We start from the raw sequence: 21,730 nt of genomic DNA on the forward strand, positions 1-21,730 counted from the left end.
ATCCTCGAGGAGCTGCATGCCGAAGGCCATACGGTCATCATCGTCACGCACGACATGGGCGTGGCCGCGCACGCCGAGCGCGTGATCGAGATCCGCGACGGCGTGATCGTCGGCGACACGCGCCGCGAGGCCACGCCGGCGCCGGGCGCGCCGGCCGCGCGTGCCAAGGATTTTTCCACGGCCGCGCCCACGGGGCTGGCGGCGCGCGTGTCGGCGTTTGGCGACCGCTTTCGCGAAGCTTTCCACATGGCGTTGCTGGCCATGAATGCCCACCGGCTGCGCACTTTCCTGACGATGCTGGGCATCATCATCGGCATTGCGTCGGTGGTGTCGGTGGTGGCGCTGGGCGCGGGCGCGCAGAAAAAGGTGCTCGAAGACATCAGCGCCATAGGCACCAACACCATCGAAGTGTTCTCGGGCGCGGGCTTCGGCGATGTGCGCGCGGCCGCGGTGCGCACGCTGGTGCCCAGCGACGCCGACGCGCTCGCGGCCCAGCCCTATGTCGACAGCGTCACACCCAATCTCAGCACGGCGACGCGCTTTCGCTGGCGCAATGTGGAGCTCACGGGCACGGTCAACGGCGTGGGCGAGCAGTACTTTCGCGTCAAGGGCGTGAAGTTCGCGCAGGGCGTGCCCTTCGAGCACACGGCGGTGCAGGAGTTGCAGCAGGTCGCGGTGATCGACGACAACACGCGCGCCAAGCTGTTCCCCAACCTGGCCAATCCCGTGGGCGAAGTGCTGCTGCTGGGCAGCGTGCCGGTGCGCGTGATCGGCGTGGTCGCCAAGAGCGAGAACGCGTTCGGCAACTCCGAGGCGCTCAATGTCTGGGTGCCCTACACCACGGCCATGGGCCGCATCGTGGGGCAGAACTACCTGCGCAGCATCACCGTGCGCGTGTCCGACACCGCGCCCATGGCCGCTGCCGAGCAGGGCATCAACCAGCTGCTCAAGACGCGCCACGGCCGCGAGGATTTCTATGTGCTCAACACCGACAGCATTCGCCAGACCATAGAGAACACCACCAAGACGCTGACGCTGCTGGTCGCGTCGATCGCCGTGATCTCGCTGATGGTCGGCGGCATTGGCGTGATGAACATCATGCTGGTGTCGGTGACCGAGCGCACGCGCGAGATCGGCGTGCGCATGGCCGTGGGCGCGCGCCAGGGCGACATCCAGCAGCAGTTCCTGATCGAGGCGGTGCTGGTCTGCCTGATCGGCGGCGCGCTGGGCATTGGCATCGCCGTGGGCCTGGGCGCGCTGATCGTCAGTTTCGTGCCGGCCGTGCCGCTGGCGTTCTCGACCAGCTCCATGGTCTGGGCCTTCGCCTGTTCCACGCTGATCGGCGTGGTGTTCGGTTTCCTGCCGGCGCGCAGCGCGGCCCGCCTCAACCCCATAGACGCGCTGGCGCGTGAGTGACAAGCGATGACCCAGAACCGAATTCACGCAATGGCACCCCTGGTGCTGGCCCTGCTGCTCGCGGGCTGCGCCGGCACGCGCTCCGATTACCAGACGCCGCAGGTCGTCGTGCCCGCCGGCTGGCAGCAGCAGGCGGCATCGACGCCGGCCGCGCAACTGCCCGACCGCTGGTGGCGCCAGTTCAACGATCCCGCGCTGGACCAGCTGGTCGAGTCGGCGCTCGCGCGCAGCAACGACCTCGGGGCCGCGGCCTGGCGCGTGCGCCAGGCGCAGCTGCAGGCCGGCATTGCCGCGACTTCGCTCGCGCCCACGGTCGCCGGGCGTCTGAGCAGCAATGCGTCGCGCCGCCTCGAAGGCGATGGCAATGCCACGGCGCGCAGCAGCGGTGCTGCGCTGTCGGCGAGCTACGAAGTCGATCTGTGGGGGCGCGTGGCGCGCACGCGCGATGCCGCCGAATGGTCGGCGCGCGCCTCGCAGCAAGACCTCGAAGCCGCGGCCCAGGCCCTGGCCGGAACGGCCGCGGGCCTGTACTGGCAGCTCGCCTATGTGCAGCAGCGCCTGGCCAGCGGCCAGGACAGCCTGACCTATGCGCTGCGCACGCAGGAGCTGGTGCGCGTGCAGTACGCGGTGGGCGCGGTCTCGGCGCTGGAGCTGCGCGAAGCCGAGCAGACCGTCGCCAGCCAGCGCGCCGCGCTGGCGCTGCTGGAGCAGCAGCGCGTGCAGACGCGCAATGCGATCGCCATATTGGTCGATGCGCCGCCCGGCGATGCGACGCTGGCGCAGCTGTTGCCCCAGGTGCCCGAGCGACTGCCCGAAACCGCGCTGCCGCCCGTGGCCGCGGGCGTGCCGGCCGAGCTGCTGGCGCGCCGGCCCGACCTGCGCGCGGCCGAAGCCCGGCTGCGCAATGTGCTGGCCAGCGGCGACGCGACGCGCGCCAGCTACTATCCCGCGCTCACGCTGACCGGCGAGCTGGGAACCTCGAGCAGCGCGCTGCTGAATTTGCTGTCGAACCCCGTCGCGGCGCTGGGCGCCGGGCTGACCCTGCCGTTCCTGCGCGCGCGCGAAATGCAGCTGTCTGACGAACTGGCGCGCGCGCAGTACGCCGAAGCGGTGACCAGCTTCCGCCAGACGCTTTACACCGCTCTGGCCGATGTAGAGAACGCGCTGTCGGCGCGCACGCAATATGCCGCGCAGGCGCAGCAGCTGGAACTGCAACTGGCCGCGGCGCGCGAAGCCGAGCGCCTGTACGAAGTGCGCTACCGCACGGGCTCGTCGGCGCTGCGCCTGTGGCTCGACGCCCAGGAGCGCCGCCGCAGCGCCGAGCTGGCGCTGCAGGAAAACCGGCTCGATCAGCTCAACGCGCTGGCCACGTTGTATCGCGTGCTGGGCGGCGGCGTGCCTGCCGTTGGGCTGGCCGCGGTGCCATAGCGGGAGCGGGCGCTGCCGCGACGCGTCTGGTGCCTGGCCGCAAGAATGCTCATTCGGCTTTGAGCATGCACCGCGTTTCGCTGTGCACAACAGGTTGCGTCCTCCGGCCCCTGGTTGTACGCAACGAAACTGAACCCTAGAGTTCGCTCCTGGCTGGCGCCAAGACGCCGGCCTCGGAGACAAGATCTATGTTCAGTTCGCATGTCACGGCCAGCCCGTTGGCGCCGCCGCATGGCGGCGCGGCGCGCGCTGGGGCCGTACCTTTTTCCGCCGGCGCACAGCCGCCTTGCGTAAGGCTGCCCGAGGGCGCCTGCGATTCCCACATCCATTTCTACGACCAGCGTTTTGCGGCGGTGCCGGGCGCGCGCCTGTTGCCGCCCGATGCGTCGGTGCGGGACTACCGGCAGCTGCAGCGGCGCACGGGGCTGCGCCGCGCCGTGGTCGTGACTCCCTCCACCTACGGCACCGACAACCGGCCCATGCTGCAGGCGCTGCAGGCCCTGGGCGACGATGCGCGCGGCGTGGCCGTGATCGAGGGCAGCGAAAGCGCTGCCGCGCTGGCGCGGATGCACGCGCAGGGCGTGCGCGGCGTGCGGCTGAATCTGTCGCTGGGCGTGGGCACCCGCGCCGACATGCTGGCGCCGCTGGCCGAACGCATCGCGCCGCTGGGCTGGCATCTGCAACTGCTGATGGCGCCGGATGCGCTGTGCGTCCAGGCAGAACTGCTGGCGCGCCTGCCCGTGCCCATTGTTTTCGATCACTTCGCGCGGCTGGCGCCCGCCGATGCGGGCACGCATGCCGCGCATGGCGTTGTGCTGCAGATGCTCAGGGCCGGGCGGGCGTGGATCAAGTTGTCGGGCGGCTACATCGTGAGCCCCAGCAAGTCGACCGACGACCCGGCGCTGGACGCGCTGGCGCGCAGCTTTCTTGCCGCCGCGCCACGGCAGGTGGTATGGGGCAGCGACTGGCCGCATGCGACGGCGTCGGCCGGCGTGCAGCCCATGCCCGACGACGCGCGCCAGCTCGACCGGCTGGCGCACTGGACTGCCGACGACGCGCTGCTGCGGCAGGTGCTGGTCGACAACCCCGCACGGCTTTACGGCTTTCCCCCTTCGCACTGAGTTTTCCAAGGAGACAAAAATGACATCTGTTCGCACCGCTTCATCTTCCATTCGCCGCAGCCTGTTGCTGGGCACCTGCGCGTTGCTGGCCGCGGGCGGCAGCTGGGCCCAGGGCGAGTGGCCATCGGGCCGCATCATCAACTGGGTCGTGCCTTACCCCGCCGGCGGCAGCACCGATGTGCTGGGTCGTGCGCTGGCGCAAAAGCTCGGCGGCGCGCTGGGCACCAATGTCATCGTCGACAACCGCGCGGGCGCGACCGGCACCATAGGCGCGGCCTACGTGGCCAAGGCCGCGCCCGACGGCTTCACGCTGCTGGGCACGTCCATCGGACCGCAGGCCATCGCTCCGCATCTGATGGGCAAGCTGCCCTACGACGCGATCAAGGGCTTCGCGCCCGTGGCCATCATAGGCACCATTGCGCACATCCTGGTGGTGGGCGCCAACCAGCCGTTCAAGAACCTGGCCGAGCTGCTGGCCGCGGCCAAGGCGCAGCCGGGCAAGCTGGCTTTCGCCTCGGGCGGCAGCGGCACCATCCTGCAGATGCAGGGCGAGCTGCTCAAGCAGCAGACGGGCGCGCAATTCATTCACGTGCCCTACAAGGGCGACACGCCCGCGCTGCAGGACACCTTGGGCGAGCAGGTGAACTTCATGTTCGCTCCGGCCGCGGCCGCGCTGCAGCACATCCAGTCGGGCCGCCTGCGGGCGCTGGCCGTCACGTCGGCCGCGCGCCTCAAGGCCTTGCCCAATGTGCCCACCATGGGCGAAGCCGGCATGAAAGATTTCGTGGTCGAGCAGTGGCAGGCGGTGTTCGCGCCGGCCGGCACGCCCGCGCCGGTCATCTCGCGCCTCAACCGCGAGATCAACACGGCGCTGCAGCACGCCGATCTGGTGGCCCTGGGCGAGAAGCTGGGTGTTACGCTGGTGGGCGGCACGCCCGGTCAACTGGGCGCGCTGCAGAAATCCGACTCCGCCAAATGGGCCGAAGTCATTCGCAAGGGCGGCATCAAGGCCGATTGAGCGCGGGTCTGAACCATCGATTCGATAAAACCAGGGAGACAAGCTTCATGAATTCTCATCCACAACGCCTTGTCGGCCTGTGCATGCTGGCCGGTGTCGCCGGTCTCTGGGGCTGCGCCGGCCCGGCGCGCCAGGCGGCAGCGCCGTCCGAGGCCAGCATCGCCGCGCATGTGCAGGCCGCGACGCAGGCCGCGGGCACCGATCTGGGCGAGGTGCTGACGCTTTGCAAGCCCGCGCCGGCGACGCGCGCGGCGCAGGAAGATATGGACAAGGGCCTGCGCGCGCTGATCAACAAGCCCGCGCCGCCGCCGGGCCGGGCTTTCGACCATCTCTATTTCGTCGGCGGCGACTGGTCCAGCGCCTGGGCCATCGACACGCCCGAAGGCATCATTCTTATCGATGCGCTCAATACCCAGATGGAGGCGGCTGCGCTGATCGAGGGCGGGCTGCGCAAGCAGGGGCTGGAGCCGGCGCGCATTCGCTACATCATCGTCTCGCACGGCCATGGCGATCACTACGGCGGGGCGCCCTATCTGGCGCAGAAGTATGGCGCGCGCGTGGTGATGAGCGATCTCGACTGGACGATGATGGAAACGCGGCTCGAGTTCGCCACGCCCATCTGGGGCGCGCCGCCCAAGCGCGACATTTCGGTCAAGGACGGCGACCGCGTGACGCTGGGCGGCACCACGGTCACGCTGTATGTGATTCCCGGCCACACCTGGGGCACGCTGGCGCCGGTGTTCGATGTCGACTGGCAGGGCAAGAAGCACCGCGCGCTGCTGTGGGGCGGCACGGGCTTCAACTTCGGCAAGGATATTCCGCGGCTCGAAGCCTACAGCGCTTCCGCGCAGCGCATGGCCGGCATTGCGCGCAGCCAGGGTGTCGATGTGATGCTGTCGAACCATTCGCGCATGGATGGCTCGCAGGCCAAGCTGGCCAAACTGCGCAAGGATGCAGGCGCGCCGGCCAATCCGTTTGTGATCGGCCAGCCTACCGTCGAGCGCACGCTGACCGTGATGAACGAATGCGCGCTGGCCCAGCGCGACCGGTTTGCGCTGATGCCCTGAGGCACAGGCCGGGCCGCGGCGGGCCCGGCTTTGTGCTCAAAGCGACAGGAAGTGATGCACCCGGGGCTTGCCGTCGCCGCGGTGGAACTGCAGCACTTCGCCCTGCAGATCGGCATCGGCCTTTGACACGCGGTGGTGCTGGCGCAGATGCTCGGCCCAGGAGGCGACCAGGAACCATTCCATCACCTGCTCGGCGTCGGCGCTGTGTTCCATCACGCCCCAGGCATAGGCGCCGTCGCGCAACCGTTCGTGCGACAGGCGGTGGATGGCGGCGCGGAACGCGGGCCGGTCTTCGGCGCGCACGGTATAGGTGATCTGCACCATCACCGGGCCGCGGTCGTGCGCCACGGGCTCGGACAGCAGTGGTTCGGGCCAGTGGTTCGAAGCTTGAAGATCGGCTTCACCCGACGGCAGCCGGGCGCGGTGGAACAGCAGGGCGACGATCACCAGGCCGGTGGCGCTGGCGGCCAGCGCCATCGGCAAGCCGAACGAGCGTGCCAGCAGGCCCCAGCCCAGGCTGCCCGCGGCCAGCGCGCCGTTGAACACCGTGAGGTAAACCGCAAGACCGCGGCCGCGCACCCAGTTCGGCAGTATGGCCTGGGCCACGCTGTTGAACGTGGTCAGCGCCGTGATCCAGCCCATGCCCAGCAGCAGCATCAGCACGACGGCCAGCCATTGGGGCGGAGCGAACACCAGCGCGGCCATCACGCCGGCGCTGACCAGTGAGGCCAGCAGCACCATGCCGTCGGAATCCAGCCAGCGGCGCAGACGCGGCATCACCAGCGCACCGGCAATCGCTCCGGCACCGACCGCGCCCAGCATCACGCCATAGAAGCCCGCCGTGCCGCCCAGCATCTGGCGCGCCACCAGCGGCAGCAGGGCCCAGACCGCGCTGGCGAACAGGAAGAACACGGCGGCGCGCAGCAGCACGCGGTGCAGTTCCTGGCTGGCCCAGGTGTAGCGCAGCCCCGCACGGAAAGCGCCGAGAAAGTTCTCCGACAGCGCCGTGTCGGTGGCCTTGGGGCGCTTCCACCAGACGAGCGCGGCGATCACGAACACATAGCTGAGCACGTCCAGGCCATAGGTCACGGCCGCGCCAAAGCTCGCCAAGATCAGCCCGCCCGCGGCCGGGCCTATGGCGCGCGCGATGTTGATGCCCAGCGAGTTGAGTGCCACCGCGCCCTTGAGGTCTTCGCGCGGCACCAACTCGGGAACGATCGACTGCCAGGTCGGGCCCATCAGCGCCGCGCCAATGCCGCCGATGAAGGTCAGAGCGATCAGGTATTCCACCGTGAGCGCACCGGTGTGCGACAGCAGCAGCAGGCTGCCGCTCACGGCGGCCAGCACCAGCTGCACGAAGATCAGAAAGCGCCTGCGGTCCAGAATGTCGGACAGCACGCCCGCGGGAATCGCCAGCAGGAAGATGGGCAGCGTGGCCGCGGTCTGTATCAGCGCCACGGCCGTGGGGCTGGCCGACAGGTCGGTCACCAGCCAGGAACTGGCAACGTCGCGCATGAAACTGCCGGTGTTGCCCAGCACGGTGGCCGCCCACAGCACGGCGAACACCGGCTGGCGCAGCGCCGCAAAGCTGCCGGCGCTGGAAGTGTTGTTGTTACTGCTCATGTTCACACCGCCCAGCAGGCGCAGCCCAGCGCGCCCCAGAAACTCTTGGCGTCCGACGTGGGCAGTTGCGCATTCCAGGAGCCGCCATGTGCATGACCGTGCACATTGCACAGGCTTGCGCAGGCACAGGCCGCAGCGGCCTGTTGCGCGAGATTCTTCAGCGGGCCGCTGGCTTTCGCGCCCCAGGCACCGTAGCCGCCGAAGCGGCGCACGGGCGACCAGTCGGGCATGGCCGGGGGCAGGGCGGCTTCATCGAAGCGCGCGAAATCGCCCGCGCCGTAGACCACCTTGCCGCCGACCATGGTCAGCAGCGCCGAGGTATCGGCAATGTCGGACTCGGGGCAGGCAAAGAAGTCGCGGTCGGGAACGACCAGGTCGGCAAGCTGGCCCGCCTCGATGCGGCCCTTCTTGCCTTCTTCATTGGAGAACCAGGTGACGTTCTCGGTCCACATGCGCAGCGCCTGTTCGCGGTCCAGGCAGTTGCGCTGGGGCGTGAGCTGCAGGCCGCCCACGGTGCGGCCCGTGACCAGCCACGACAGCGAGACCCAGGGGTTGTAGCTGGCGACGCGGGTGGCGTCGGTGCCGGCCGAAGTCTTGACGCCCATTTCCAGCATGCGCTTGACGGGCGGCGTGGCTTCGGCCGCGCGCGCGCCGTATTGTTCGACGAAATACTCGCCCTGGTAGGCCATGCGGTGCTGCACGGCCACGCCACCGCCCAGCGCCGCGACGCGTTCGATGGATCGGTCGGATATCGTTTCGGCGTGGTCGAAGAACCAGTTCAGGCCCGTGAGCGGAGTGTCCTTGTTGACCTTCTCGAATACATCGAGCGCGCGGCTGATGGTTTCGTCATAGGTCGCGTGCATGCGCCAGGGCCAGCGGTTCTGCGCGAGCACGCGCACCACTTCCTCGAGTTCGCCTTCCATGCCGGCTTCGAGTTCGGGGCGCGGCTGGCGAAAGTCCTCGAAATCGGCGGCCGAGAACACCAGCATTTCGCCCGCGCCGTTGTGGCGGAAATAATCCGTGCCTTGCTTGTATTGCGAGTTGGCCGTCCAGTTCAGGAAGTCTTCCTTTTCCTGCTTGGGCTTTTGCGTGAACAGGTTGTAGGCCAGGCGAATGGTGAGCTGGTCGGCTTCGGCCAGCTCCTCGATCACCGCGTAGTCGTCGGGATAGTTCTGGAAGCCGCCGCCGGCGTCGATCGCGCCGGTCACGCCCAGGCGGTTGAGTTCGCGCATGAAGTGGCGCGTGGAGTTGAGCTGGTACTCGCGCGGCAGCTTGGGGCCCAGGGCCAGCGTCGCGTAAAGAATGGCCGCGTTGGGCTTGGCCAGCAGCAGTCCCGTGGGATTGCCCGCGCTGTCGCGCAGGATTTCACCACCGTGAGGCGCTGGCGTGTCGCGGGTATAGCCCACGGCGCGCAGCGCGGCGCCGTTGAGCAGCGCGCGGTCGTAGAGGTGCAGGATGAACACCGGCGTGTCGGGTGCGGCGGCGTTGAGTTCCTCGAGCGTGGGCAGGCGCTTTTCGACGAACTGGTGCTCGGTGAAGCCGCCGACCACGCGCACCCATTGCGGCGCGGGCGTGATGTCGACCTGGGCGCGCAGCATCGCCATCGCGTCGGCCAGGCTGCCCACGCCGTCCCAGCGCAGTTCCATGTTGAAGTTGAGCCCGCCGCGAATGATGTGCAGATGGTTGTCGATCAGGCCCGGCAGCGCGCTGCGGCCCTGCAGGTCGATGCGGCGCGTGCCCGCCGACGCGAGCGCCAGCACTTCGGCATTGCTGCCCACATGGACGAAGCGGCCATTGGCGATGGCCACGGCCTGGGCCGTGGGGTTGGCGCGGTCCAGCGTGGTGAAGCGGCCGTTGAAAAGAACGAGGTCGGGCGTGGTGGTTGCGGCGGGCGAGGGCATGGGAGTCTCCTGAAGTGCGGGGCGGTCGTCGTATCGAAGGCCCCGCGGCATCAGCGCCCGGGGCCGCGGCCCTCAGCCTTCGTGGGCGTTGAACATGCTCTTGGCGTAGTTGATGCCGATGCCGTAGGCGCCGCCGAACTTCTTGGCGATGCCGGTCGTCATGTCATAGGAGTCGGTGCGGGCCCAGTCGCGCTGCAGCTCGAGCAGGTATTGCAGCGAGGTGATGGGGCGGGCGCCGGCCTGCACCATGCGGTCCATCGCACGTTCGTGGGCTTCGGTCGAGACATCGCCGCAGGCGTCGGCGATCACATAGACCTCGAAGCCCTGGTCCAGCGCCGACAGTGCGGGGCCGACGATGCAGACGCTGGTCCACAGGCCCGCCAGCACGATGCGCGGCTTGGCGATCTCGTTGACGCGGCGGATCACGGCCTCGTCTTCCCAGGTGTTCATCGACGTGCGGTCCAGCAGCGCCTGGCCGGGGAAGGGCGCGGTCACTTCCTCGAACATCGGGCCGCTGAAGCTTTTCTCGGCGACCGTGGTCAGGATGGTCGACACGCCGAAGCCGGCTGCTGCATGGGACACCAGGGCCGCGTTGTTGCGCAGCGTCACGGCGTCTATCGAATGCGTGGCGAAGGCCATCTGCGACTGGAAGTCGATCATCACCAGCGTGTGGTCGTTGGCGTTGAGCAGCGTGGCGCCGGGCTTGGCGAAGGCAACGGGTTGAGCGATGTTGGCGTTGGTCATTTTGAAATCTCCAGAAATTGATTGAATCGTTGAAAACAGGGCTTACATGCCGGGCAGCTCGTTGGGGCGCAGGTCGAAGACCAGCACTTCCGCGTTCTCGCCCTTGTCGAAGCGCAGCGAACCGGCGTTGCGGATGCGTGCACCGTCGCCTTCGGCCAGGCGTTCGCCGTTGACTTCGACGCTGCCCTGGGCCACATGCACATAGACATGGCGGTTGGCGGCGACATCGAGCGTCGCGGCTTCGTCGCCGTTGAACAGGCCGGCGTAGACCCGGGCGTCCTGGCGCACGGCCAGCGCACCTTGTTCGCCCTGGGGCGCGATGATCAGGCGCAGGCGGCCGCGCTTTTCGGCTTCCTCGAAGTGCACCTGCTGGTAGCGGGGCTCGGCGCCGCGTTCGTTCGGCACGATCCAGATCTGCAGGAAGTGCACCGGTGCGTCGGCCGAGTGGTTGAACTCGCTGTGCTGCACGCCGCTGCCGGCGCTCATCATCTGCACGTCGCCGGGGCGGATCACCGAGCCCGTGCCCATCGAGTCCTTGTGCGCCAGTTCGCCTTCGAGCACATAGGAGAAGATTTCCATGTCGCGGTGGCCGTGGGTGCCGAAGCCCTGGGCGGCGGCGACGCGGTCGTCGTTGATGACCAGCAGGTCGGAGAAGCCTTGCTGGTTGGCATCACGGTAGCTGCCGAACGAGAAGGTGTGGCGCGATTGCAGCCAGCCATGGTTGGCGCGGCCGCGGTGGTCAGCTTTGCGAATGTCGATCATGATGTGTTCCCTTTCGTTCGATTAAATTCATGCAAGGTCTTCAGTGTTTTTGCTGCGTTCCTTGCTGCGATGAATGTAGTTTCTCGTTTTTGGGTGGGCTGTAGATTGAAGGTTTTGGCGATTCATCATCGATAATTTCGAATATGGAATTTCAGGAGTTTCCGCCGTGCTCAAACTGTCACTAGAAGCCATAGAAATCGTCGACGCCATTGCGCGCCATGGCTCGTTCGCCGCCGCCGCCGAGCGGCTGTACAAGGTGCCGTCGACGATCTCCTATGCCGTCTCCAAGCTCGAAGACCAGCTGGGGCTGGCGCTGTTCGTGCGCAACGGCCCGCGCGTGGCGCTCACGCCCGCGGGCCAGGAGATGCTCAAGGAAGGGCGCTGGCTGCTGGCCGCGGCGCGCCAGCTCGAGTCGCGCATGCGGCAGATTTCCACGGGTTTCGAGGCCGAGATACGGCTGGTGCACGACTCGCTGATTCCCACCAGCGCGTTCAACCCCGACATCTGCGCGTTCGAAGACATGAACTGCGGCACGCGCCTGCGCATAGGCAGCGAAGCGCTGACCGGCACCTGGGAAACGCTGCGCGAAGGCCGGGCCGATCTGATCATTGCCGCGGGCGAAGGCCCGCCGGGCGGCGGCTACAAGGCCGTGGCCGTGGGCAGCCTGGAGTTCGCGTTCTGCGTCACGCCCACGCACCCGCTGGCGCGGCTGCAGCGGCCGCTGGTGCGCGACGATCTGCTGGAGCACACGGCCATCGTGGTGGGCGACGGCGCGCGTTCATCGGCAGACCGCACCGTGGGCCTGCTGATGGGCCAGCGGCGCATCACCGTGCCCAGCATGCAGGCCAAGATCGCGGCCCAGACCGCGGGCCTGGGCCATGGCTACCTGCCGCGCGCCTGCGTGCGCGCCGACCTGGAGCAGGGCGTGCTGGTCGAGTTGCAGGTGGAGCAGCCGCGCCCGCCCGAGACCTTCTGGCTCGCCTGGAGCACCGAGCGCATGGGCGAGGCGCTCAAGTGGTGGATCCAGCGGCTCGATCGCCCGCTGTTGCCCGGCATCCTGCCGTTCTGATCAGCGGCGCATGCGCAGCACGAACGCGGCGAGTGCCGTGGCGGTGGCGAGTGCCGTCACCGCCATCCAGCCGAAGTGGGCGAACAGCATCGCGGCGACTGCCGAGCCCGTGGCCATGCCTATGAACATGCCCGTGAACAGCACGGCATTGAGCCGGCTGCGCGCCGCGGCGTCGAGGCTGTAGATGATGCTCTGGTGGGCGATCAGCGCCGCCTGTATGCCCAGATCGAAGCCTATGGCGGCAGCGACCAGCAGCCACAGCTGCGCGCCCGGTGGAATGAAGACGGCCAGCGCCATGGTCGCGAACGACAGCGTCACCAGGCCCGCGCCCAGGCGCGTCACCAGGCTGGGGCCGTGCTTGTCGGCGATGCGCCCGGCGAGCGGCGCGGCCAGTGCACCGGCGGCGCCTGCGAGGCCAAATGCGCCCGCGGCGGCCGCGCCCAGATGGAAAGGCGCGCCATGCAGCATCACGGCCAGCGTGGACCAGAACGCGCTGAAGCCTATCGACAGCAAGGCCTGGGCCCAGGTCGCGCGGCGCAGCGCGGGGTGTGCGCGCCACAGCGCGCCCAGTGAAGCCAGCAGCGCGATGTAAGGCAGCTGCGTGGTCACCGCAAAGCGCGGCAGGCGGCGCCACGCGGCCAGGCCCAGCAGCGCGATGCTCACGGCGGCGGCGCCGAACATCGCGCGCCAGCCCCATTGCTCGGCGACAAAGCCGCTGACCACGCGCGACAGCAGAATGCCCAGCAGCAGGCCGGTCATCACCGTGCCCACGACCTTGCCGCGCTGGGCCGCGGGCGCCAGCGTCGCGGCCGCGGGAACGATGTCCTGGGCCAGCGTGGCCGACAGACCGATGACCAGGCTTGCGGCCAGCAGCGTGGCCAGCGACGGCGCGATCGCCGCGAGCAGCAGCGCGGCGCACAGCACGCCGGCCTTGCTCAGGATGATGCGGCGCCGGTCGTGCTTGTCGCCCAGCGGCGCGAGAAACAGGATGCCCAGCGCATAGCCCAGCTGGGTCAGCGTGGGCAGCAGGCCCACGGATTGGGTCGAGGCGCCCATGTCCACGCTCAGCACGCCCAGCATGGGCTGGCTGTAGTAGAGCGCGGCGACCGCGAGGCCGGCGCCGCTGGCGAGCAGCAGGGTCAGCGACAGCGGCAGGCCGGTCGCAGCGGCAGGTATTGTTTCTGGACTGGAAGCGGGTGGGGCGGACATGGTGTGTTCCTGGACATCGGTGGCGGGGGCCGAAAGAAGAGTGTGCATGGTGAAAACCCTTGCGTTGGCGATGGGCTGAGATTAATCTTTGCGCCTTACTAAGTGAATACGCTTTGTTCGCAACACGCGGTTGCGCTGAGCGCAAATATCAAGCATGGACAAGCTGCAAGCGCTGCGCGCTTTCATGGACGTGGCCCAGACCGGCGGATTCTCCAAAGCCGCCCAGCGCCGCGGTGTCGCGACCTCGTCGGTCACGCGGCTGATCGACGGCCTCGAAGCTTCGCTGGGCGTGGCGCTGCTCACGCGTTCCACGCGCCAGGTGGCGCTGACCGATGCGGGCGCGGCCTATCTCGAACAGATCACCCGCCTGCTGTCGGACCTCGAGGAAGCCGACGGCAGCGTCTCGGACGGCGGCGCCGAGGCCATAGGCCCGCTGCGCGTCTCGGTGCCGGTGACGTTCGGGCGGCTGTGCCTGGGGCCGTATATCGCCGACTTTCTGCGTGCCCATCCGCGCGTGTCGCTCGATCTGGTGCTGTCGGACGCCTATGTCGATCTGGCCGTGGAGCGCATCGACGTTTCGGTGCGCATAGGCGTGCCCGAGAACCAGCCGCAGCTGATCGTGCGCGCGCTTGCCGAGCACCGCCGCTATGTGGTCGCGAGTCCGAAGTACCTGGGCTGCCACGGCACGCCGGCCCGGCCCGAGGATCTGGGGCTGCACGAGTGCCTGCGCTACGCGTACCAGCACCAGCCGGGGCCGCAGCGCTGGTCGTTTTTGCGCGCGGGCGAGGAACTGGGCGTGGAAGTCAACGGCCGGCTGGCGGCCAACAACGGCGACATGCTGCGCGACGCCGCGCTCCATGGCGCCGGCATCGCGCTGCTGTCGCAGTGGCTGGTCGAGGACGATGTGCAGGCGGGGCGGCTGCAGCGCTTGTTCGCGGAGTACGAGATCAATCCACGCGAGCACCGCGTGAGCGTGCATGCGGCCTACCTGCCCAACCGCCGGCATTCGCGCAAGGTGCAGGCGTTCATCGAATTTCTCGCGCAATGCCTGGCGCCGGGAATGAAAAAAGCGCCCGGCCCATGAAGGGCGGGGCGCTTGTGCGCTGGCAGAAGCCGGGCTTACTGGATCTTCGCGCCCGAGTCTTCGACGATCTGCTTCGAGGCCTTGAAGTCGGCCTTGAACATCTTGTCGAAGTTGGCCACGCTCATGGCCTGGGGTTCTGCGCCCTGGGCCAGGATGGCGTCGCGAATTTCAGGCATGGCCAGCAGATGATTCACTTCGGCATTGACCTTGGCAACGATGGCCGCGGGCGTGCCCGCGGGCATGAACAGGCCGTACCAGGTGCTCACGTCGAAGCCCTTGATGCCGGTTTCGGCCAGCGTGGGAACGTCGGGCAGCGAAGTCGAGCGCTTGGCCGAGGTCACGGCCAGGGCGCGCAGCTTGCCGGCCTTGATCTGGGCGATGGCCGAAGGCACGGACGAGACCAGCAGGTCGACGTTGCCGGCGAGTGCATCCATCAGCGCGGGGTTGGAACCCTTGTAGGGCACGTGGGTCAGTTGCACCGAAGCAGCCTTCTCGAGCAGCACGCCCGCGATGTGAATGCTGGTGCCGTTGCCAGGCGAGCCATACGTGATCTTGCCGGGCTGGGCCTTGGCCGCGGCGAGCACGTCGGCCACGGTCTTGTAGGGCGAGTTGACGCTGGTGGCGATCACGACGGGCGTATAGGCAATATGGGCGACAGGAGTGAGGTCGCGCACCGGGTCCCAGGGCAGGTTCTTGTACAGGTAAGGGCCCAGGACCAGGTTGTCTTTCTGGCCCATGACCATGTCATAGCCCGTGGCCGGGGCCTTGGCCGCATCGCTGATGCCTATGGTGCCGCCGGCGCCGGCCTTGTTCTCGGGCACCACGGTCCACTTCGTGACTTCGGTGAGCTTGTTGGCCACGACGCGGGCCAGGATGTCGGTGCCGCCACCCGGGGGGAAAGGAATGACCATGCGAATGGGCTTGGTCGGGTATTCGGCGGCGGGTTGGGCAGCGGAGGCAAAGCTCGCCGTGAAGGCGCAGGCCACGATGGTGGCGGTGATCAGTGGGCGAAACATGGAACAACAAACTCCGTTGACGGATCGAAAAGAACAGCGGGCCGGACGCGCGCGACGGCTGGTGGCAGTCGGGCGTCGCAGCCGCTTGCTGAAACAAAATGGGCAGATTCGATGATCGGGGAGGGTGTTTCCGCCATCAATGGGTGTTTGTCTCTAGGTCGTAGAGCAACGGCAAGGCGCCAGGCCTTTACCGTCTCACAGCCCGTGCCATGCACAGCGGGGTTGCCGACTGCGCGATCACCGGCAATGCAGCCGATCTGGTGCACTGCCCTGTGTGGCCCACGGACGCGGGCTGGGGGTAGGAGCTTACTGCATTTTGTTACCCCGGCGGGCCGGCGCACGGGGTAGCAGGACACGTCAACGGGCCTTTGGCTTTCGTCTCTCAGGCCTGGCGTACATCGGCTACGGGTTCGGTGCCGAAATCTTCGCGCTGCAGCCAGGCCAGCACCTTGGCCGCGGCCTGCTCGGGCGAATCGAGCTGGTCGTGCGACTTGAGATCGGCAAAGCGCTGCAGGTCGGGAAACGCGGCCGGATCGGCATTGCGCAGCTGGATCTGCATGTCGGTGTCGATCACGCCGGGAGCAAGCGAACACAGCTTGGCGCCGCGCGGCTTGAGCGCTTCTTCCAGGGCGACGCAGCGAGTGAAATGGTCCATGCCGGCCTTGGCCGCGCAATAGGCGGCCTGCGAGGCCATCGCGCGCCGGCCCAGGCCCGAAGAGATGTTGAGCACCTTGCGCTCGGCGGGCCAGCGTTCGGTCGCGCCCAGAAATGCGGCCGTGAGCAGCATGGGCGCTTCAAAGCCCACGCGCAGCGCGGGCGACAGCTCTTCGGATGTGAGCGACGACAGCGGCGCAATGGGCGGCATCACGCCCGCGTTGTTGATCAGCGTGGCCTTCTGGTACTGGCCCGAAGGCTGCTTCTTGAGCCAGTCGCTCAGCTGGGCCGCGGCCTGGGCCGGCGCGCCGAGGTCGACCTGCCATTGCTCCAAGGGAGCGCCCGCGGCCGCCGCGGCTTGTGCCAGCGCGTCATTGCGGTTGCGCGCCAGGCAGATCAGTTGGTGATCGGGATGCAGCAGCTGCCGCGCCATGGCCAGGCCCATGCCACGCGAGCCGCCGGTGAGGAAAATCAGATGGGTAGTCATGGGATTGATGGTAATAGGGTTGGGGGAGGTGAGGGCTGTTGTTTCGGCCTGCCCCGCAACCGCGCCTAAGCCCCCAAATAGGCCGCCCGCACCGCGTCATTGCGCAGCAGATTGGCCCCCGTGTCCTGCAGCACCACGCAACCGGTTTCGAGCACATAGCCGCGGTCGGCGATCTGCAGCGCGCGGTTGGCGTTCTGTTCGACGAGGAACACCGTGACGCCGGCGGCGCGAATCGTCTGGATGATCTCGAAGATCTGGGCAATGATCAGCGGCGCCAGGCCCAGCGTGGGTTCGTCCATGAGCAGCAGCCGCGGCCGGCTCATCAGCGCGCGGCCAATGGCCAGCATCTGTTGCTCGCCGCCCGACATGGTGGCCGCGCGCTGGTGCGCGCGCTCGCGCAGTCGCGGAAACAGCTCGAACACATGCTCCATGCCGTCGCGTATCTGGTCCTTGGTCAGAAAGAAGCCGCCCATCATCAGGTTTTCGCTCACCGTGAGGTGGGGAAACACGCGCCGGCCTTCGGGTGAGATTGCAATGCCTTTGCGCATGATCAGGTGCGTGGGCAGCTGCGTGATGTCTTCGCCTTCGTAGACCACGCGGCCGCTGCTCGCGCGCGGCGTGCCGCACAGCGTCATCAGCAGTGAAGTCTTGCCCGCGCCGTTGCAGCCTATCAGCGTCACGATCTCGCCCTGGTGAACTTCAAGGCTCACGTCGTTGACGGCGCAGATGGCACCGTAATGGGTGAACACATTTTCGAGTTGCAGCATCGCCGCCATCAGGCCTCTCCCAGATAGGCCTTGATGACCCGTTCGTCATTGCGCACGGCTTCGGGCGTGCCCGTGGCGATCGGCTTGCCGTATTCCATGACCAGAATGCGTTCCGACACGCCCATCACCAGACCCATGTCGTGTTCGATCAGCAGCACGGCCACGTCATGCTGCTGGCGCAGCTGATCGATCAACTGCTGCAGGTCTTTCTTTTCCTGCGGGTTCAGGCCCGCGGCGGGCTCGTCGAGCATCAGCACCTGGGGCTTGGTGATCATGCAGCGCGCGATTTCGAGCCGGCGCTGGTGGCCGTAGGCAAGATTGCCCGCGGGCCGGTTCGCATAGGCGCGCAAGCCCATGTAGTCGAGCCAGTGCAGCGCGTTGGCTAGCGCCTGCTGTTCGGCGCGCTTATACCCTGCGGTATTGAACAGGCCGGCCAGAAACGAGGTGCGCATCTGGCGGTGCTGGGCGACCAGCAGGTTTTCGAGCGCGGTCATGGACTTGAACAGCCGCACGTTCTGGAACGTGCGCACCACGCCGCGGCGCGCGACGTTGTGGCTGCCCAGGCCTGCGATGCTTTGCCCGGCCAGTGCGATGCGGCCTGCGCTGGGCTGGTAGAAGCCGCTGATGCAATTGAAGACCGTGGTCTTGCCCGCGCCGTTGGGGCCGATGATGGCGAACACTTCGCGCGGCTGCAGCGCAAAGCCCACGGTGTCCACGGCCAGCAGGCCGCCAAAGCGCATGCTCAGCGCTTCGACTTCGAGCAGGGGCGTGCTCATGGGCCGACCTCCAGATGGTGGCGCTTCATGGGCAGCAGGCCTTGCGGGCGCCAGATCATCATCAGAATCATCACCAGGCCGAAGATCAGCATGCGGTATTCGGAAAACTCGCGCGCGACTTCGGGCAGGACGGTGAGCAGGATGGCGGCGACGATCACGCCGAGCTGCGAGCCCATGCCGCCGAGCACCACGATGGCCAGAATGAGCGCCGACTCGATGAAAGTGAACGATTCGGGGTTGACTATGCCCTGGCGCGCGGCAAAGAACGCGCCGCCCAGGCCCGCGAACATCGCGCCCAGCGTGAACGCCGAGAGCTTGATCTTCATCGGGTGCAGGCCCAGCGAGCGGCTGGCGATTTCATCTTCGCGCAAGGCTTCCCAGGCCCGGCCTATGGGCATGCGAATCAGCCGGCTCGAGATCCACAGCGTGACCAGGGCCAGCGTGAGCGCCATGAGGTATAGCGCAATCACCATGTGCAGCGACTGGAACTCGAGGCCGAAGAACTGGTGAAAGGTGGTGCCGCCTTCGGTGCTGGGGCTGCGCGTGAGTTCGAGCCCGAACACCGTGGGCTTGGGAATGCCCGAAATGCCGTCGGGTCCGCCCGTGAGCGTGTTGAGGTTGATCAGCAGCAGCCGGATGATTTCGCCAAAGCCCAGCGTCACGATGGCCAGGTAGTCGCCGCGCAGCCGCAGCACCGGAAAGCCCAGCACGAAGCCAAACGTCGCGGAAGCCGCACCGGCCAGCGGCAGCGCTTCCCAGAAGCTCCAGCCGGCCCAGTGAAACAGCAGCGCGTAGGTATAGGCGCCCACGGCGTAGAAACCGACAAAGCCCAAATCGAGCAGGCCCGCGAAGCCGACGACGATGTTCAGGCCCAGGCCCAGCATCACGTAGATCATCGCCAGCGTCGCGATGTCGACCGCATTGCGGCCCGCGAAGAACGGCCACGACACGGCAATCAGCAGGGCGGCCAGCATCAGGCCCTGGCGCTGGCGCTGGGTGGCCGCGGGCAAGGCCGGGCGCTGCAGCCGCGGCATGCGCGCAAAGCCGCGTACGAGCCAGGGGCGCAGCAGCTGCACCACGAACACCAGCGCGCAGGCCCAGGCGACCGTGGTCCAGTGCGGCACGATCACCGTGCGCCCGCCCGCGCGTTCCAGGTGCAGGCCGAAGATGGGAATCGTGACCAGCGCCGTGAGCACGGCGGCGATGACGGCGTCGCGCAGGTTGTGCTTTAGCGCGGAGCGCACGGTAACCTCGGAATGCGTCAGCGTTGCCATCAGCCCTTCTCCAAATCGTTGGTATATGGGCCATGACACTGGCGTGTCGCAGCATGGGGGCACCGAGCAAGGGCCGCCCCGCAGCGATGGTGCCGTCCCCCTCCACCGAAGGATGAGAGGGGGAAGCCGCGTGAGCGGCTCAGGGGGTGTTTCATGTTCAAACTTTCTCCACCTCGGGTTTTCCGAGAAGGCCGGTGGGACGCACGAGCAGTATCAACACCAGCAGCGTGAACGCCACGATGTCCTTGTACTCGGACGAAATATAGGCCGCGGCCAGCGTCTCGGCCACGCCCAGCAGCACGCCGCCCAGCATCGCGCCGGGAATGCTGCCAATGCCGCCGAGCACGGCCGCAGTGAACGCCTTGATGCCGGCCAGAAAGCCGATGAACGGGTTGAGCTTGCCCACGGCCAGCGCGATCAACACGCCGCCCACGGCCGCGAGCACCGCGCCCAGAATGAAGGTGAACGAGATCACGCGGTGGGTGTTGATGCCCAGCAGGTTGGCCATGTGCATGTCTTGCGCGCAGGCCCGCGAGGCCCGGCCCATGCGCGAGTGGCGGATGTAGAGCGTGAGCAGCACCATCAGCACCACGGCCACCACGATGATCATGATGCGCGTGTAGGGAATGAAGATTTCGAAGCTGCCGTCGGCGCCGCCGAACTGCAGCGCGCCGGGCAGCAGCTGCGGCACGGCCATGTCGCGCGCGCCCTGGCCCAGCGCGACCCAGTTCTGCAGGAAGATCGACATGCCGATGGCCGAGATCAGCGCCACCAGCCGCGGGCTGTTGCGCACCGGCTTGTAGGCCACCTGTTCGACGACAAAGCCGTAGATGCCCGTGATGATCGCGGCCACGACCAGCATCAGCCCGATCACCAGCCATATTGGCACGCCGCCCTGTGTGCCCACGGCCGACAGCGTGACCAGGCCGACATAGGCGCCGATCATGTAGATGTCGCCATGTGCGAAGTTGATCATGCCGATGATGCCGTAGACCATGGTGTAGCCGATGGCGATCAGCGCATAGATTGCACCCAGCGACAGCCCGTTGAACAGCTGCTGCAGCAACTGGGGCAGGAAATCATCCATCGGTCACCACCTTCCGGCAGAAAAGACTGTCTGCACCGAGGGTGGGCAGCCCGGCTGCGCGCCCCCGGTGAACGAGGCGAAAGCCTTACTTGGCTGCCACCGTCTTGCTGCCATCCTTATGCCACTCGAAGACCTGGAAGTCAAAGGCCTTCAAGTCGCCTTGCTTGTTCCAGCCCACGTTGCCCAGCGCGGTGTCGAAGTTGGTCTTGTGCAGATGTTCGGCGACCTTGGCGGGGTTGTCGCCCACGGCCTTGATGCTGTCGAGCAGCACCTGCACGGCCGCATAGGACGTCAGCTGGAACGCGCCCGAGGGGTTGCGCTTCTTGTCCTGGAAGGCCTTGACCACGGCGGCATTCTTGGGATTGGCTGCGAAGTCGGCGGGCAGGGTCACGAGCATGCCTTCGACGGCGTTGCCCGCAATCGCATTGACTTCGGGGTTGCCCACGCCTTCGGGGCCCATCATGCGCACCTTGAGGCCCTGCTCGGCGGCCTGGCGCAGCAGCAGGCCCATTTCGGGGTGGTAGCCGCCGTAGTAGACGAAGTCGACGCCGTTGCTCTTGAGCTTGGTGATCACGGCCGAATAGTCGCTGTCGCCGGCGTTGATGCCTTCGAACAGCGCGACGTTGATGCCGGCTTTCTTCAGCGTGTCGCGCACCGAGGTGGCAATGCCCTGGCCGTACGACTGCTTGTCGTGCACCACCGCGACCTTCTTGGGCTTGGCTTTCTCGATGATGAACTTGGCGGCCGACGGGCCTTGCTGGTCGTCGCGGCCAATGGTGCGGAAGATGTAGTTGAAATTCTTGCCGTCGGTCAGCGCGGGCGACGTGGCCGACGGGGTCACGACCACCACGCCTTCGTTGTTGTAAATGGGCGCGGCGGCAATGGCCGCACCGGAACACACGGGGCCGACCACATAGCCAATTTTGGCGTTGACCACACGGTTGGCCGCGACCGGGCCCTGCTTGGGTTCGCAGGCGTCGTCAACCGGAACGAGCTCGATTTTCTTGCCCTGGATGCCGCCCGCGGCGTTGACCATTTCGACCGCCGTGGATGCGCCTTCCTTGACCATGTCGCCATACTGGGTCAATGCCCCCGTGGTCGGAATGACCATGGCGATGCGGATGTTCTGCGCATGGGCGACGGGCAGCAGGCCCGCGGCGACAAGGCCCAGAGAGGCGACCAGAACAGACAGGCGAAACGGTTTTTGCATGGCGATCTCCTTGAATG

19 protein-coding genes are annotated in these 21,730 nt (G+C 67.3%); 7 read left to right on the forward strand and 12 right to left on the reverse strand.

Going from position 1 to position 21,730, the window contains the following annotated elements; translation table 11 throughout:
• The 5 genes from KHY18_RS21825 to KHY18_RS21845 all read left to right on the forward strand — a co-directional run.
• On the forward strand, nucleotides 1-1,416 hold a 1,416-nt coding region (locus KHY18_RS21825; RefSeq protein ID WP_213304861.1), incomplete at its 5' end, for an ABC transporter permease.
• A gap of 6 nt (nucleotides 1,417-1,422) precedes the next feature.
• Complete coding sequence (locus KHY18_RS21830; protein ID WP_249729298.1) at nucleotides 1,423-2,844, forward strand: efflux transporter outer membrane subunit; 1,422 nt, start codon at nucleotides 1,423-1,425, stop codon at nucleotides 2,842-2,844.
• Between the two features lie 188 nt (nucleotides 2,845-3,032).
• Entirely contained in the window at nucleotides 3,033-3,965 is a 933-nt protein-coding gene (locus KHY18_RS21835) for an amidohydrolase family protein (protein WP_213304864.1), read from the forward strand.
• 19 nt (nucleotides 3,966-3,984) lie between these two features.
• Nucleotides 3,985-4,983, forward strand: coding sequence for a Bug family tripartite tricarboxylate transporter substrate binding protein (locus tag KHY18_RS21840; protein WP_213304867.1), 999 nt, complete (start codon nucleotides 3,985-3,987; stop codon nucleotides 4,981-4,983).
• Between the two features lie 47 nt (nucleotides 4,984-5,030).
• Entirely contained in the window at nucleotides 5,031-6,050 is a 1,020-nt protein-coding gene (locus KHY18_RS21845) for an MBL fold metallo-hydrolase (protein WP_213304870.1), read from the forward strand.
• Nucleotides 6,051-6,086: 36 nt separating this feature from the next.
• Here KHY18_RS21845 and KHY18_RS21850 read toward each other — a convergent pair whose 3' ends face one another.
• From KHY18_RS21850 to KHY18_RS21865, 4 genes are all read right to left on the reverse strand, one after another.
• Complete coding sequence (locus KHY18_RS21850) at nucleotides 6,087-7,673, reverse strand: MFS transporter (protein ID WP_213304873.1); 1,587 nt, start codon at nucleotides 7,671-7,673, stop codon at nucleotides 6,087-6,089.
• A gap of 2 nt (nucleotides 7,674-7,675) precedes the next feature.
• Nucleotides 7,676-9,574, reverse strand: coding sequence for an amidohydrolase (locus tag KHY18_RS21855; RefSeq protein ID WP_213304876.1), 1,899 nt, complete (start codon nucleotides 9,572-9,574; stop codon nucleotides 7,676-7,678).
• A 72-nt stretch (nucleotides 9,575-9,646) separates the two neighbouring features.
• Nucleotides 9,647-10,318 carry a hydrolase gene (locus KHY18_RS21860; protein ID WP_213304879.1) on the reverse strand — a complete coding sequence of 224 codons (672 nt, stop codon included), beginning with the start codon at nucleotides 10,316-10,318 and terminating at the stop codon, nucleotides 9,647-9,649.
• Nucleotides 10,319-10,360: 42 nt separating this feature from the next.
• Nucleotides 10,361-11,080 (reverse strand): pirin family protein, encoded by a 720-nt coding sequence (locus KHY18_RS21865; RefSeq protein WP_213304882.1) that lies wholly within the window; start codon nucleotides 11,078-11,080, stop codon nucleotides 10,361-10,363.
• A 166-nt stretch (nucleotides 11,081-11,246) separates the two neighbouring features.
• Here KHY18_RS21865 and KHY18_RS21870 point away from each other — a divergent pair, with 166 nt between their 5' ends.
• The gene (locus KHY18_RS21870) at nucleotides 11,247-12,149 is read left to right on the forward strand and encodes a LysR family transcriptional regulator (RefSeq protein WP_213304884.1); all 903 of its coding nucleotides are present in this window, start codon (nucleotides 11,247-11,249) and stop codon (nucleotides 12,147-12,149) included.
• Here the strand turns inward: KHY18_RS21870 and KHY18_RS21875 are convergent, their stop codons facing one another.
• Entirely contained in the window at nucleotides 12,150-13,358 is a 1,209-nt protein-coding gene (locus KHY18_RS21875) for an MFS transporter (protein ID WP_213304917.1), read from the reverse strand.
• Between the two features lie 154 nt (nucleotides 13,359-13,512).
• Between KHY18_RS21875 and KHY18_RS21880 the strand changes: the two genes are divergently transcribed.
• The gene (locus KHY18_RS21880) at nucleotides 13,513-14,442 is read left to right on the forward strand and encodes a LysR family transcriptional regulator (RefSeq protein ID WP_213304886.1); all 930 of its coding nucleotides are present in this window, start codon (nucleotides 13,513-13,515) and stop codon (nucleotides 14,440-14,442) included.
• 35 nt (nucleotides 14,443-14,477) lie between these two features.
• On the opposite strand, the gene KHY18_RS21885 is transcribed toward KHY18_RS21880, so the two are convergent.
• The 7 genes from KHY18_RS21885 to KHY18_RS21915 form a co-directional block, all read right to left on the reverse strand.
• Nucleotides 14,478-15,458, reverse strand: a complete 981-nt coding sequence (locus KHY18_RS21885) for a Bug family tripartite tricarboxylate transporter substrate binding protein (RefSeq protein WP_213304888.1) — start codon at nucleotides 15,456-15,458, stop codon at nucleotides 14,478-14,480.
• Between the two features lie 382 nt (nucleotides 15,459-15,840).
• The gene (locus tag KHY18_RS21890) at nucleotides 15,841-16,599 is read right to left on the reverse strand and encodes an SDR family NAD(P)-dependent oxidoreductase (protein WP_213304890.1); all 759 of its coding nucleotides are present in this window, start codon (nucleotides 16,597-16,599) and stop codon (nucleotides 15,841-15,843) included.
• Nucleotides 16,600-16,664: 65 nt separating this feature from the next.
• Entirely contained in the window at nucleotides 16,665-17,375 is a 711-nt protein-coding gene (locus KHY18_RS21895) for an ABC transporter ATP-binding protein (RefSeq protein ID WP_213304892.1), read from the reverse strand.
• Complete coding sequence (gene livG / locus KHY18_RS21900) at nucleotides 17,375-18,142, reverse strand: high-affinity branched-chain amino acid ABC transporter ATP-binding protein LivG (RefSeq protein WP_213304894.1); 768 nt, start codon at nucleotides 18,140-18,142, stop codon at nucleotides 17,375-17,377. The genes KHY18_RS21895 and livG overlap by 1 nt, the downstream gene beginning before the upstream one ends.
• A complete protein-coding gene (locus KHY18_RS21905) occupies nucleotides 18,139-19,416 on the reverse strand; it encodes a high-affinity branched-chain amino acid ABC transporter permease LivM (protein WP_213304897.1) in 1,278 nt (425 codons plus the stop codon). The genes livG and KHY18_RS21905 overlap by 4 nt, the downstream gene beginning before the upstream one ends.
• Before the next feature lie 157 nt (nucleotides 19,417-19,573).
• Complete coding sequence (livH, locus tag KHY18_RS21910) at nucleotides 19,574-20,503, reverse strand: high-affinity branched-chain amino acid ABC transporter permease LivH (protein WP_213304900.1); 930 nt, start codon at nucleotides 20,501-20,503, stop codon at nucleotides 19,574-19,576.
• Nucleotides 20,504-20,588: 85 nt separating this feature from the next.
• Nucleotides 20,589-21,713, reverse strand: coding sequence for a branched-chain amino acid ABC transporter substrate-binding protein (locus KHY18_RS21915; protein ID WP_213304903.1), 1,125 nt, complete (start codon nucleotides 21,711-21,713; stop codon nucleotides 20,589-20,591).
• Nucleotides 21,714-21,730: the final 17 nt, after the last annotated feature.

The sequence above is a fragment of the Acidovorax sp. CCYZU-2555 genome (assembly GCF_018413525.1).
Lineage (GTDB): Bacteria > Pseudomonadota > Gammaproteobacteria > Burkholderiales > Burkholderiaceae_C > Comamonas.

Bases quoted from the DNA above. Each gene is read 5' to 3' on its own strand.
- KHY18_RS21830 (WP_249729298.1), top strand. From the start codon at position 1,423: ATGACCCAGAACCGAATTCACGCAATGGCACCCCTGGTGCTGGCCCTG.
- KHY18_RS21835 (WP_213304864.1), top strand. From the start codon at position 3,033: ATGTTCAGTTCGCATGTCACGGCCAGCCCGTTGGCGCCGCCGCATGGC.
- KHY18_RS21840 (WP_213304867.1), top strand. From the start codon at position 3,985: ATGACATCTGTTCGCACCGCTTCATCTTCCATTCGCCGCAGCCTGTTG.
- KHY18_RS21845 (WP_213304870.1), top strand. From the start codon at position 5,031: ATGAATTCTCATCCACAACGCCTTGTCGGCCTGTGCATGCTGGCCGGT.
- KHY18_RS21850 (WP_213304873.1), bottom strand. From the start codon at position 7,673: ATGAGCAGTAACAACAACACTTCCAGCGCCGGCAGCTTTGCGGCGCTG.
- KHY18_RS21855 (WP_213304876.1), bottom strand. From the start codon at position 9,574: ATGCCCTCGCCCGCCGCAACCACCACGCCCGACCTCGTTCTTTTCAAC.
- KHY18_RS21860 (WP_213304879.1), bottom strand. From the start codon at position 10,318: ATGACCAACGCCAACATCGCTCAACCCGTTGCCTTCGCCAAGCCCGGC.
- KHY18_RS21865 (WP_213304882.1), bottom strand. From the start codon at position 11,080: ATGATCGACATTCGCAAAGCTGACCACCGCGGCCGCGCCAACCATGGC.
- KHY18_RS21875 (WP_213304917.1), bottom strand. From the start codon at position 13,358: ATGTCCGCCCCACCCGCTTCCAGTCCAGAAACAATACCTGCCGCTGCG.
- KHY18_RS21880 (WP_213304886.1), top strand. From the start codon at position 13,513: ATGGACAAGCTGCAAGCGCTGCGCGCTTTCATGGACGTGGCCCAGACC.
- KHY18_RS21885 (WP_213304888.1), bottom strand. From the start codon at position 15,458: ATGTTTCGCCCACTGATCACCGCCACCATCGTGGCCTGCGCCTTCACG.
- KHY18_RS21890 (WP_213304890.1), bottom strand. From the start codon at position 16,599: ATGACTACCCATCTGATTTTCCTCACCGGCGGCTCGCGTGGCATGGGC.
- KHY18_RS21895 (WP_213304892.1), bottom strand. From the start codon at position 17,375: ATGGCGGCGATGCTGCAACTCGAAAATGTGTTCACCCATTACGGTGCC.
- livG (WP_213304894.1), bottom strand. From the start codon at position 18,142: ATGAGCACGCCCCTGCTCGAAGTCGAAGCGCTGAGCATGCGCTTTGGC.
- KHY18_RS21905 (WP_213304897.1), bottom strand. From the start codon at position 19,416: ATGGCAACGCTGACGCATTCCGAGGTTACCGTGCGCTCCGCGCTAAAG.
- livH (WP_213304900.1), bottom strand. From the start codon at position 20,503: ATGGATGATTTCCTGCCCCAGTTGCTGCAGCAGCTGTTCAACGGGCTG.
- KHY18_RS21915 (WP_213304903.1), bottom strand. From the start codon at position 21,713: ATGCAAAAACCGTTTCGCCTGTCTGTTCTGGTCGCCTCTCTGGGCCTT.